Annotated in this window: 9 protein-coding genes; 7 read left to right on the top strand and 2 right to left on the bottom strand. The window is 65.3% G+C overall.

The annotated features are described in order from the left end of the window. Window positions 1-60 precede the first annotated feature (60 nt). The 7 genes from ACSJJT_RS10710 to ACSJJT_RS10680 all read left to right on the top strand — a co-directional run bounded on the left by ACSJJT_RS10710 (window position 61) and on the right by ACSJJT_RS10680 (window position 10,181). Entirely contained in the window at window positions 61-723 is a 663-nt protein-coding gene (locus ACSJJT_RS10710) for a FadR/GntR family transcriptional regulator (protein WP_435918316.1), read from the top strand. Between the two features lie 169 nt (window positions 724-892). After that, complete coding sequence (locus ACSJJT_RS10705) at window positions 893-1,219, top strand: thiamine-binding protein (RefSeq protein WP_435918260.1); 327 nt, start codon at window positions 893-895, stop codon at window positions 1,217-1,219. 355 nt (window positions 1,220-1,574) lie between these two features. Beyond that, complete coding sequence (locus ACSJJT_RS10700) at window positions 1,575-3,389, top strand: NAD(P)-binding protein (RefSeq protein ID WP_435918259.1); 1,815 nt, start codon at window positions 1,575-1,577, stop codon at window positions 3,387-3,389. A 15-nt stretch (window positions 3,390-3,404) separates the two neighbouring features. Beyond that, window positions 3,405-7,019 carry a pyruvate:ferredoxin (flavodoxin) oxidoreductase gene (gene nifJ / locus ACSJJT_RS10695; RefSeq protein ID WP_435918258.1) on the top strand — a complete coding sequence of 1,205 codons (3,615 nt, stop codon included), beginning with the start codon at window positions 3,405-3,407 and terminating at the stop codon, window positions 7,017-7,019. Window positions 7,020-7,042: 23 nt separating this feature from the next. Next, window positions 7,043-8,050, top strand: a complete 1,008-nt coding sequence (locus ACSJJT_RS10690; protein ID WP_435918257.1) for a dihydroorotate dehydrogenase-like protein — start codon at window positions 7,043-7,045, stop codon at window positions 8,048-8,050. A gap of 450 nt (window positions 8,051-8,500) precedes the next feature. Continuing rightward, the gene (locus ACSJJT_RS10685; RefSeq protein ID WP_435918256.1) at window positions 8,501-8,920 is read left to right on the top strand and encodes a DoxX family protein; all 420 of its coding nucleotides are present in this window, start codon (window positions 8,501-8,503) and stop codon (window positions 8,918-8,920) included. A gap of 85 nt (window positions 8,921-9,005) precedes the next feature. Then, window positions 9,006-10,181 carry a glycosyltransferase family 4 protein gene (locus tag ACSJJT_RS10680; RefSeq protein ID WP_435918255.1) on the top strand — a complete coding sequence of 392 codons (1,176 nt, stop codon included), beginning with the start codon at window positions 9,006-9,008 and terminating at the stop codon, window positions 10,179-10,181. Window positions 10,182-10,240: 59 nt separating this feature from the next. Here ACSJJT_RS10680 and ACSJJT_RS10675 read toward each other — a convergent pair whose 3' ends face one another. Further along, entirely contained in the window at window positions 10,241-12,346 is a 2,106-nt protein-coding gene (locus ACSJJT_RS10675) for an ATP-binding cassette domain-containing protein (RefSeq protein WP_435918254.1), read from the bottom strand. Next, window positions 12,343-12,972 carry an ECF transporter S component gene (locus ACSJJT_RS10670; protein WP_435918253.1) on the bottom strand — a complete coding sequence of 210 codons (630 nt, stop codon included), beginning with the start codon at window positions 12,970-12,972 and terminating at the stop codon, window positions 12,343-12,345. Before ACSJJT_RS10670 ends, ACSJJT_RS10675 begins: the two co-directional genes overlap by 4 nt. Window positions 12,973-12,986: the final 14 nt, after the last annotated feature.

The following is a 12,986-nucleotide window of genomic DNA, read 5'->3' as shown; positions in this document are numbered from 1 at the left end:
GGATCGAACCCCGGCTCAGGCGCTGACACTGATACCAAGTCGGGCGGATTCTCCGTCGTCATGCATCACATCGATGACGAGATCCTCACCGGGACCTGGGTCAATGGTTCGCGCCTGCCCCCGGAGCGAGAACTCGCCGCCACCCTGGGCGTCAGTCGGGGAGCCGTCCGGGAGGCCATCCGCGCCTTGGAGGCCCAAGGAATCCTCACCTCGGGCACTGGCCGAGGCAACGGCACTCGCGTCGACGCGCATCCTTCCGACGCCATGGGCCGCATCCTGCGCCTGCAACTGGCCCTCGACGTCGTCTCATTCGCCGACCTCACCGAAACCCGAGTGGCCCTGGAGAAGGCAGCCTGCGCGGCTGCGGCGAAGGTCCGCGCCCCTGGACCGCTGGCACGAGCGACCAACCTCCTCGGTCAGATGCACGGGGCCCTGAAGCCGAACTCCTTCAATGCCCTCGACACCGCTTTTCACGTCGCCCTCGCCGAGGCCGGGGACAACCGCCTCATGAGCGATTTGACGGTGGCCATCCGCAAGGCCGTCCACCGCCCCATCTTGGAGGCCGAGCACTCCCTCGTCGGCTGGGAGACATGGCGTGACGGCCTGGTCTGCGACCACGAGGAGATGCTCACCGCGATCGAGAACGGCGACCCGGTTCGGGCGGCTGAAGCCACCGAGGCCCACATTCGCAACGCCTACGAAACCCTCCTGGGGGCCGACTGACTGAGCCGGAGCGCAACGACTTCGTCTGGAAGCGTGACTCAGCGCTGAGCCCCTCGTCGCACCACTGCAAGGCCGCAGGACGGCAACGACCCGGCTTCGACCACAGGTCAAGATGAACTCAATTTGGACTCTGCCCTCCCCCTGGCGCCCCACGAGGCAGGCTAGACACATGATCGTTGCATTCAGTCTTGTTCCCAGTGGTGGTCGCGCCTCCCGCGAGGACGGCGGCGTCGCCGACGCCGTGGCGGCTGCCGTGCGCATCGTCAGGGAGTCCGGCCTGCCGAACCGCACCAGCTCCATGTTCACCGAGATCGAGGGTTCCTGGGAGGAGGTGATGGACGTGGTGAAGCGTGCCACCGAGGCGGTCGGCCAGTACGGGACCCGAGTGTCACTGGTGCTCAAGGCCGACATCAGGCCAGGAAGAAGCGGCGAGATGACAGCCAAACTGGAGCGACTGGAGGCCGAGCTGGACAGGTCAGATTGCCCGCCCAGGTGACAGCACGGCGCCGCTGGGACGCGGCCGATCCTGCGGCATCCCGTCGCATGGCCGGTAGACGCCTCACCAAGGGTGGTCTGCGCTGATACTGCCGCCGCCTCGGGGCACGCCTGGCCTCGGGCCCAGAACGGGGGGGATTATCGCAAGCCTCCCTGCACACAATTGCATTGTGCTCCCCTGATCGTGCACACCCTCCCACCGAGGGTCTACTATCGACCGTAGTGGACCGAGCCAGGTGTCATTGACACCGCTTGATCCACTCACCGACGCGGCCGAGTTTGGGCCCCCACGACCACCGGTGGCCACCGCCCTGCTTGGCCCGGCCACCCCGTCACCACAAGGGAGAAGTCAGGCAATGAGCACGGACACCCCGGTCAATCCGCCGGACACGCAGGAAGGCCCCGAGGCCGCCATCGACCCCCACGGCTATGTCGTGAGGGACAAACAGGACCTCACCGAACGCCCTGACCTGGCACGCACCGCCGGTCGCGTCGCCCCGGTTCGTGCCCGCCGCCCCCTTTACCTCGACATGCTCCCCCCCTGCAACGCCGGGTGTCCCGCCGGAGAGAACATCCAGGAATGGCTGCGCCTCATCAAGGCCCACGAGGAGGAGAAGGCGTGGCGCCAGCTCACCGCCGACAATCCCTTCCCCGCCATTCACGGTCGTGTCTGCTACCACCCCTGCGAGGTGGCCTGCAACCGTGCCGACCTCGACGGCGCCGTCTCGATCCACTCCGTGGAGCGCTACCTGGGTGACCTCGCCATCGAGAAGGGCTGGAGCTTCAACCCGCCTCCGGAGAAGTCGGGCCACCGAGTGATGATCATCGGCGCCGGCCCCGCCGGCCTGTCGGCGGCCTACCACCTGGCCATGCTGGGCCACGAGGTCGAGATCCACGACGCCGGCGACAAGGTCGGCGGCATGATGCGTTACGGCATCCCCGAGTACCGGCTGCCGCGCGAGGTCCTCGATGCCGAGGTCAAGCGACTCACCGACCTAGGGGTGCGAATCGTCCTCAACCACCCGGTCAACGACCTCATGGAGGAGAAGGCCAAGGGCCGCTTCGACGCCATCTTCGTGGCCATCGGTGCCCACCTGTCCAAACGCGTCGACATCCCCACCGTCGACGCCTCCCGGATGGTCGACGCCGTCAGCTTCCTCCACAACGTCTCCTCCGGCGAGAAGCCCCTCATCGGGCGCCGCGTCGCCGTCTATGGCGGTGGCAACACCGCGATGGATGCAGCCCGCGTCGCCAAGCGACTCGGGGCCGAGGAGTCGATCGTGGTCTACCGGCGCACCGCCGAGCAGATGCCAGCCCACGACGAGGAGCGCGCCGAGGCCGAACGCGAGGGCGTGCAGATGAGCTGGCTGCGCACCATCACCGAGGTCGGCGACGACCTCACCGTCGAGATCATGGAACTCGACGAGGACGGCAAGCCCCACGGTACTGGCCGCTTCGAGAAGTTGGAGGCCGACACCGTCATCCTCGCCGTCGGCCAGGAGGCCGACACCGGCTTCCTCCACAAGCTGCCCGGACTGCGCTTCAAGAACGACGTCGTCGACGTCAATCCCTCCACCCTCATGACCGACGTGCCCGGCATCTTCGCAGGCGGCGACACCGTCCCCAGCGAGCGCACCGTCACCATCGGCGTGGGCCACGGCAAGCGCGCCGCCCGCCAGATCGACCTGTGGCTGCGCCGGGAGGAGGCCTACCCGGCGCCCAAGAACACCACGGTGGGCTTCAACGACCTCAATCTGTGGTACTTCGGCGACCATCTGCGTCGTAACCAGCCCGAACTCGACCCGACCCAGCGCGTCGGGTTCGACGAGGTCGTCGGTGGACTCACCGAGGAGCAGGCCCACTTCGAGGCCGGACGATGCCTGTCCTGCGGCAACTGTTTCGAGTGTGACGGCTGCTACGGTTCCTGCCCCGAGGACGCCATCATCAAGCTCGGCAAGGGCCACCGCTACGAGTTCGACTACGACAAGTGCACTGGATGCGCCACCTGCTTCGACCAGTGCCCGGTCCATGCCATCGAGATGATCCCCGAGCGCACCGATCCGGCCACCGTGCAGGGATCCGGCAACCCCACCCCTGGCTGGGCGGTGCGTCATGAACCCAATCCACAACGGTCAGCTTCGATGAAGTTCACCGTCAACTCCGAGAACTGAGAAGGAGGACTGACCATGGCAACGAACTCCGACTCCCGCGTCCGCACCATTGCGGACGGCAACACCGCCGCCGCCTCGGTCGCCTATCGCTGCAACGAGCTGTGCTCGATATACCCCATCACCCCGTCCTCCCCAATGGCCGAGACCGCCGACGAGTGGTCCGCCGCCGGACGAAAGAACATCTGGGGAGACACCCCCACCGTCATGGAGATGCAGTCCGAGGGTGGAGCCGCCGGCGCCATGCACGGCGCTCTGCAGGGTGGCGCCCTGAGTACCACCTTCACCGCCTCCCAAGGCCTGCTCCTCATGATCCCGAACATGTACAAGATCGCCGGTGAGCTCACCAGCACAGTCTTCCACGTGGCCGCCCGCTCACTGGCTGCCCAGGGCCTGTCGATCTTCGGCGATCACCAGGACGTCATGGCCTGCCGCCAGACCGGATTCGCCATGCTGTGCTCCTCGACAGTGCAGGAATGCCACGACCTGGCCCTCATCGCCCAGGCCGCGACGATGCACTCCCGGGTGCCCTTCATGCACTTCTTCGAGGGTTTCCGCACCTCCCACGAGCTCAACGTCCTCGAGATGCTGTCGGACGACGACATCCGTCACTTCATCACTGATGATCTCGTCCACGCTCATCGGGAGCGCGCCCTGTCCCCGGCACACCCGTTCATCCGCGGCACCGCGCAGAACCCCGACATCCACTTCCAGGCTCGTGAGGCCGCGAACAAGTACTACGAAAAGGTGCCGGGCATCGTCCAGTCCCTCATGGACGAGTTCGCCCACGTCGTCGGTCGGCAGTACCACCTTGTCGAGTACCTCGGTGACCCCGAGGCCACCGAGGTCATGGTCTGCATGGGTTCCGGTGCCCGCACCATCGAACACACCATCAACCACCTCAACGCCCAGGGACACAAGCTCGGCCTCGTCGAGCTGCACCTGTTCCGTCCCTTCCCGGCCGCCGAGATCGTCAAGGCCATCCCGGAGACGGCCCGCACCGTCGCCGTCCTGGACCGCACCAAGGAGCCCGGCTCCAATGGCGAGCCCCTCTTCCTCGACGTGCTGGCCGCCCTGTCCGAGGCCCACTCCCGTGGCACCCGCAACACCATGCCGATCGTTTCTGGTGGTCGCTACGGCATCTCCTCCAAGGAGTTCACCCCCGGCATGGTCGCTGGTATCGCCGCTGAACTCGAACTGGAACGTCCGCGTCCCCGCTTCACCATCGGCATTGAGGACGACGTCACCGGAACGTCCTTGCCGTGGGAACCACTCGATATTGAAGATCCCAAGACGATTCGCGCGGTGTTTTACGGCATGGGTTCTGACGGCACCGTCGGCGCCAACAAGAACACCATCAAGATCCTCGGCTCGGACCCCAACACCTACGCCCAGGGCTACTTCGTCTACGACTCCAAGAAGTCCGGATCGCGGACGACTTCCCACCTGCGCTTCGGACCCAAGCCGATCGAGGCCCCCTATCTGGTCAGCCAGGCAGGATTCATTGGCATCCATGCCTGGGGAATCCTAGAATCCATCGACGTTTTGACGATGGCTCGCGAGGGCACCACGGTACTGCTGAACTCCCCCTACGACGCCGACGAGGTGTGGGACAAGCTCCCCGACACCATGCAGCGTCACATCCTCGACAAGCACCTCGACGTGTGGACCATTGATGCCCTGTCCGTCGCCCGCAAGGTGGGTCTGCGCAACCGCACCAACACCATCCTGCAAACCTGTTTCTTCGCGATTTCGGGTGTGCTCCCCAAGGACGAGGCGATCACGAAGATCAAGGATTCCATCCAGAAGACCTACGGCAAGAAGTCCCAGAAGATCGTCGACATGAACCACGCCGCCGTCGACGCATCACTGGAGCATCTGCACCAGGTGAAGGTTCCCGACCAGTTCACCGCCAACCACAGCCTCATCCCGGCCGTGCGCGAGGACTCCCCCGAGTTCGTCAAGAATGTCACTGCCCGAATGATCGAGGGATTCGGTGACCTGTTGCCCGTGTCCGCCCTGCCTGACGACGGCACCTACCCCGCCGGCACCATCAAGTACGAACAGCGCACCTTGTCAGACGTCATCGCTACCTGGGAGCCCAACGCCTGCATCCAGTGCGGCAACTGCGCTTTCGTGTGCCCGCACGGTGTGATCCGCGCCAAGTACTACCCGCAGTCCCAGCTCGAGGGAGCCCCGGAGTCCTTCCAGTCCGCCGAGCTCAACGCCGCCGGCCTGCCGGAGTCCTGCTACACCCTGCAGATCGTCCCCGACCAGTGCACCGGCTGCAGCTTGTGCGTCGAGGCCTGCCCGGCCCACCCCGTGGGCGAGCCCGACCGCAAGGCCATCAACCTTGAGGAGCACCTCGACAAGACGGTCCAGCGCGAGAACGTGAAGTTCTTCGAGACCATCCCGGTCAACGACCGCTCCCGTGTCGACTTCGCCACGGTGCGAGGCACCCAGTTCCTGGAGCCACTCTTCGAGTTCTCCGGAGCCTGCTCGGGTTGTGGCGAGACCCCGTACGTCAAGCTCATCACCCAGCTGTTCGGTGACCGTGCCGAGGTCGCCAACGCCACTGGCTGCTCCTCCATCTACGGCGGTAACCTGCCGACAACCCCGTGGGGCGAGAACGCCCAGGGCCGTGGTCCGGCGTGGTCGAACTCCCTGTTCGAGGACAATGCCGAGTTCGGCCTGGGCATGCGGATGGCCGCCAACGTCCAGACCGACCTGGCCAAGCGTCGACTCCAGGAGGTCTCCGACCAGCTCGACCCGGAGTTCGTCGACGACCTGTTGCACGCCCCGCAGCTCACCGAGCATGACCTGCAGAGTCAGCAGGGTCGTGTGAAGCAGCTGCAGGCCAAGCTCGCCGTCATGGAGCAGACCCCGGCGGTGCGCGACCTCATGAGCGTCGCCGACCACCTGCTGCGTCGCTCGGTGTGGATCATCGGTGGTGACGGTTGGGCCTACGACATCGGTTCGGGCGGCGTCGACCACGTGCTCGCCTCCGGACGCGACGTCAACGTCCTGGTCCTCGACACTGAGGTGTACTCCAACACCGGTGGCCAGGCGTCGAAGTCGACCCCACTCGGTGCCGTCGCGAAGTTCGCTTCCGCCGGTAAGCCGACCGCCAAGAAGGACATGGCCATGCAGGCCATCGCCTACGGATCGGTGTACGTGGCTCGCGTGGCCCTGGGAGCCGACCCGCAGCAAACCCTGCGGGCCTTCCGCGAGGCCGAGGCCTACCCGGGCCCGAGCCTCATCATCGCCTACAGCCACTGCATTGCCCACGGCTACGACCTGCGCAACGGCCTCGACCAGCAGTACAAGGCCGTCCACTGTGGGCACTGGCCGCTGATGAGGTACAACCCGGTGTTGGCCGACGAGGGACGCAACCCGTTCCTGCTCGACTCCCCCAAGCCCGACAAGACGTGGCGGGAGTACACCAAGCTGGAGTTGCGTTACCGGATGCTCCAAAAGGCTCATCCGAAGGAGGCCGAACGTATGCTGGACCTGGGTCAGCGTCAGGTGGAGCGTCGCTACGCCGAGTACGCCGAGATGGCTTCCCGCAGCGCCGAGGACTTCGCCGTCGATGCCCGCATGTCCGAATTCGCCGCCTCATCCAAACGCGCCTGACAGCCACGAAGGAATGACGTGTCATGAGTGATCTACGCACCAGATACATGGGACTACCCTTGAGGTCGCCGCTGGTTGCCTCCGCCGGCCCCATCCAACAGAAGGTTGACGGGGTCAAGGCTCTCGCCGACGCCGGGGTCGGGGCCATCGTCATGTACTCCCTGTTCGAGGAACAGGTGAGGCACGAGGAGGCTCGACAGACTGAGATCGAACTCGAGTACGTCAACTCGTTCGCCGAGTCGCTGAGCTTCTTCCCGACCGTAGCCAGCAACGAGGGCGGCATCACCGAGCGCTACCTCGCCCACCTGGAGGCCAGCGTCAACGCCGTCGACATCCCTGTCATCGCCTCGCTGAACGGCGCGACGAACGGTGGCTGGGTCGACACCGCGAAGCGGATGGAGGATGCCGGCGCCGCGGGTATCGAGTGCAACATCTACATGGTGCCCGGTGACCTTGAGCAGTCGGCTGAGGAGGTCGAGGACCGTCACGTCGAGATCGTCCAGGCCGTCAAGGATGCTGTGACCGTCCCGGTCGCCGTCAAGCTCTCGCCGTTCTTCTCGGCCCTGGGTAACATGGCCACCCGTCTGGATGCCGCAGGGGCCGACGCCCTGGTGATGTTCAACCGCTTCCTACAACCTGACATCAACATCGAGAAGATGCAGGTCGAGCCTGGTGTGTGGCTTTCCTCGCCAGCGGATGCCCGTCTGCCGCTGACGTGGATCGCCGCCCTGTCGGGTCGTGTCAATGCCTCGCTGGCTGCGTCCTCGGGTGTCGAGACCGCCGACGATGTCGTCAAGTACCTGCTTGCCGGCGCTGACGTCGTCATGACCACCTCGGCCCTGGTGCGCCATGGTGCCGGATATACAGCCGAGCTGCAGAAGGGGCTGGAGTCTTACCTGCAGCGTAAGGAACTCGACCTCAACACGCTGCGCGGCACGCTCGCCATCCCAGACGATGCCTCAACCGCCGAGTACGAGCGCAACGGTTACGTCGCGGCCCTTGAGAAGGCCAAGACAACCTACGGATCCTGATCCTCGGATGTGCTGAGGGCCGGTGGCAACTGCCACCGGCCCTCGCTTCATGTCATCCCCACATCGATCGTCGGGGCACTCACCCACGCTGTGGTAATTCGGGTACCAACAGTGCGCGCTGCCAGTTCACGTGGCTGATCCAGCCATCGCCACCCGATTGCCACAGCGACATCGGTGGCTCCGGCGGAGGAACGCAAGAACAGACCAATGCCGGGGCCGGAGTGATCCCGATCCGCCGCAACCTCGCAGACCCCGCCCGCGCACCATGGTCGGATGCACCGGTGCCGGAATCGGTGACACGACGAGTCGGCCGGTCCTGACGACCAGCTGTGGTAATTGGGGTTCGCAAGGGCCACCGTGCGACATACGATGGCCCCTCGGCCACGAAGAACCACGATTTCCACGCGTTACCATCGGTGGGGTACCGCTTCCACTTGTCAGGAGGATGCCATGTCACGCTCGTCGCACTTCACCGATCCCTCGCCTTCAAAGCGCCACCCGCTGCGCACACTGAACCGCCTCGGCGTGGGCGGTCTTCTGGCCTACTCCGGTGTCGGTCACCTCACCTTCGTCCGCGAGGAATTCCAGGCTCAGGTACCCGAATGGGTACCCCTAGACGACGACGCGGTGGTCCTGCTGTCAGGTGCCGCCGAAATTGTCCTCGGAGCCGCCTTGCTCTCGGGGCGTCACAAGAAGTTCTGGGGACGCAGTGCTGCCGCCTTCTTCACCGCGATCTTCCCAGGCAACGTCGCCCAGTTCGTCGAGCACAAGGACGGATTCGGGCTCAACGACGACCGCAAACGCGCGATTCGTTTGCTCTTCCAGCCCATCCTGGTGGGCCTGGCCTTGGAAGGCACCCGGCAGGACTGATCGGCCACTACTACGGGCGCGGCGCTTCCCACGAGCAGCCGCCGCGCCCGGTAGGGTTAGTGTGCGCCCCAACCCAGGAGGAACGATGCCGCAACGCAAGGTCAGCGTGATCAACCACTACGCCTTCCCGCCGGGATCGGGCGGCATCACCCGTAACTTCGACATGTTTTCTCGGTTGCGCGGATGGCAACCTCATTTCTACGCCGCCAGCATCAACCACACCTCCGGCGAACACATGACGGTCGATGACCCGCGCTACACCCTCGTCCCGATCCCGGAGTACAAGGGCAACGGCGCCAAGCGTGTCCTCGGCTGGATCTCCTTCGCCGCCGGTGCCGGCGCCCGCGCCTTGGTGCGCCCGGCCGACGTCATCTTCGCCTCCTCCCCGCAGATCCTGGCACCGGCCGCTGGAATGGTCGTCGCCGCCCTGCGCCGCAAGCCCTTCGTCGTCGAGGTGCGCGACCTGTGGCCGGAGTCACTGGTCTCCGGCGGCGCGCTGAAGGAGGGATCAGCCCTTCACAAGGTGCTTCAGGGGCTGGAGAAGACCATCTACGCCCACGCCCGCCAGATCGTCGTCGTCACAAAGGGCTGGGAGGACCACTTCCGCGACCTTGGTATCAACCTTGACAAGGTCACCGTCGTCCCCAATGGCGCTGACCTGGCCGAGTACGAGGTCGAGGAGTCCCGCGAAGAGCTACGCAAGGAGTACGGCATCTCGGGATTCACCGCGGTGTTTTCGGGAACTCACGCCAACTACGTTGGACTGGACCTCATCGTTGATGCCGCACGCCGTCTACCCGACGTCAACTTCCTGCTCGTCGGTGCCGGAGCTCGTAAGCAGTGGGCCATCGACGAGGTCAAGAAGCTGGGCTTGACGAACGTCAAGTTCCATGACCAGGTGCCCAAGTCCGAACTGGTGCGCATCCTCTCGGCCTGTGACGTCGGTTTGCACACCGTCTCGCCGCAGTCGGTCTTCGACAAGGGCATGAGCCCCAACAAGCTGTACGACTACATGGCCGCCGGGCTGGCCGTCGTGTCGAACGCCAAGGTGCCGATCCGCGACGTCATCAGTGATGACGAGGTTGGCGCCTGCGTCGACCCGACCGAGCTCGTCTCCGGCATCGAGCGAGTGCGTGACGCCGACGAGGCCACCATGAAACGTTGGCACGAGCGGGCTCGCGAGCTCATGACGAACAAGTACTCCTTACAAGCATCGGTCGACAGGCTCGAAACGGTGCTGGGGAAGGCGCTGTACCGCTGAGGTTGAACGAGCGGCTGGGGTGGACAACCCCGGCCGCTCTTGGACGTTGTCGGAGACCGTCAGCCCAGCAGCGCCGCTGCAATGGCCGGGACGGCGACGATGAGGACAGCCAACGCGACACCCCAGAGGTCTCGCACCCGCCAGCGCGACTCGACGGCGTAGGTACGACGAGTCGCCGTCGCGAAGCCGCGAGAGTCCATCGCTCGACTGAGCACCTCCGACGACCTCATGGCGTACAGCACCATCGCGAACGTCATTGACGACAAGTACTTGACCCGGGAGGACAAGGAGCGCTTTGGCCCCATCCCGCGAAGGCGACGCACATCGGACTGGATGCGCCACTGGTCGCCCAGGTGCCCCATCCGGACCACACCTGCCACCGACGCCACCACCGGGCGCTGTGGAAGGTGGGTTTGCTGAGCCAGGGCGTCGCCGAAGCGAGTGGGATCGGCCGCGGCCGAGGCCAGCGCGCCAGGCAGGACGAAGACGAGGATCCTCAACCCCTGCCGAGTCGCCTCGCTCCAGACAGCTGAGGTGGTGAACCCGTTGTGGAGCAGCAGGGTCGTCCACACCAGCATCACCGCGGCGATGAGGACCGGAACCGTCCGTACCACCAAGGGTTTGACGCGATGCGAGCACATCGGAGCCATGACCACGGCCGGGATGAGGCTGATGACGCCGATGAGCGGGGACCTCACGAAGAGGGACCCGACGATGCCCGCAACAGCGATGAGGAGGACGACGAGCGGGTTGATCGTCGCCAGGAAGGCCGAGCTGTCCTGGGGCATCTCGTCAGGGGCTGGATCCGGAACGCGACACGAAGCGACGTCAACGACCTCGTCAGCCATCTCGATGACCTGAGGATCATGGGAGGAGACGACGACGGCAACCCCGGACTCTGCTGCAGCACGGATGGCCATCAACACGCTGGCACCGCTGTCGTCGTCGAGGCCGACTGTCGGCTCGTCGAGGAGGAGCAGATCGGGTTTCTGAGCGAGGGCCGCAGCAATGGCAAGGCGTCTCTTCTCGCCACCCGAGCACGTCATGGGGTGGGAGTCGAGGATCGGCGTGAGGCCGAAGGTCCTGACGAGGTCGCGCAGATCAGCATCCTCGGGGACCACCGGGGATGCGAAGAGCTCGTCGGCTGCCGTGCGGGCGACGAGGTAGTTCTCCGGGTTCTGCGGTACCCAGGCGGTGTGCCCGGGCTCGGGAAGGGTGAGCTCACCGGCGGCGGGGGCGTCGAGTCCGGCAAGCAGTCTCAGCAGGGTGGACTTGCCAACCCCACTGGGTCCTGACAAGACCGTGACGTGACCGCGCCGGGCCGAGATGTCGACCCCACGCAGCAGCACGTCGTCGGACTGGGGACGGTAAGCGTCGAGGGCGACGGCACGGGCCACCGTCTCACCGGGAGTGGCGGCATGCCACGGCAGGTCGGTGGGCTCACGCGAGTCGAGGTAGTCTTCGAAATCCCAGATCCGACTGAGGGTGCCGTGATCGGTCAACTCGACAACCTGGTCAAGGATCTCGCCCCACTGATCCGGGTGGTGGTCGACGATGAAAACCGTCCGGTCGTGGGCCATCCTGGCAACTTCGTCACGGATTGCCGCGGCGGACTCCTCGTCCAACATGGAGACGGGCTCGTCAAGCAGCAGCAGGCCAGGGTTGGTGGCAAGAATCCCCGCGATGGCTAGGCGCTGCATCTGACCGCCGGACATTTTCGTCGTCGAGTGGTCCGCGGGCATCGTGAACCGGGCTCGCCGTTGAGAATCCTTGACGATGGGCCAGATGTCCTGGCGTGGGACTCGGTGGTTCTCCGGCCCGAAGGCGGTATCTCGTCCGCACGTGGCAGCGACAACGGAATGAATCGGTTCCTGCTGCAGCAGACCAACGCTCACACCACCGGACCAAGTACTCACCCGACCCGTCAGGTCGTAGCTCTCCTCCTCCAGCAAACCGCCGACGGCGTGCAACAGAGTGGTTTTGCCAGCACCCGACGGTCCGGCAATGAGGACCCGCGACCCGGCTGCCAGATGAAGGTCGATGGGGCCCAGAATCGGATCGTCGCGGTCAGGGACGCCGATCGTCAACCCCTCGACATCCACCGGAACCGCGCGACGACCGGAAACCTTGCCGACCTGGTCGTCCCGGGTCAACACATCAGTCATGACAGTTTCCGGGTCGCCTTCGCACCCTTGGCGGTCTTGGGGCCACGCAAGTCGCGGGAGACCGCGAAAGGGTTGAGGGCACCGGCAGCCGCCAGGCCGCGGACGGTTCCCCACGCCAGCAGCCCGCCAAGCAGCGCTCCGGAAACGATCATCAACATGAAGTAGACGATGGTGTCGCCAACGCGGAACATCGGATAGTAGGCGATGCGTTCGTAGATGCCCTCAGCGAAACCGGTGAGAGCTCCGGCCACTATGGCGAGCCTCGGGCCAACCTTGCGATAGGCGACGACAAGCAGGCACAGTTCCATCGGCAGAGCCTGGATGACTCCGGAGATGATGGTGCCTGGACCCCATGGGCCTCCCAGAGCCGCCTCGATACATGCAGCAAGAATCTCTGCGAGAAGGGCAGCGCCCGGTTTGCGGACGACGAGGCCGGCGATGAGGGCGGGTAGGAACCAGATGCCGGTGAGAATGCCCTCGGCTGGCACATACACCGAGGACACCGGCTTGAGGAGGCTGTAGAGAGCGCCGTAACCGAGGAAGATGACGCCGAAGGCCACCGCGATCATCACTGGGGTGACGATGTCAATGGTGCGATACCGCATGGCAGGTTTGTCGCTGGTCATGGAAGTCCTTCCGT

Source organism: Cutibacterium nasicola, from assembly GCF_051303185.1.
GTDB lineage: Bacteria > Actinomycetota > Actinomycetes > Propionibacteriales > Propionibacteriaceae > Cutibacterium.
This window is presented reverse-complemented; position numbering and strand designations above follow the sequence as displayed.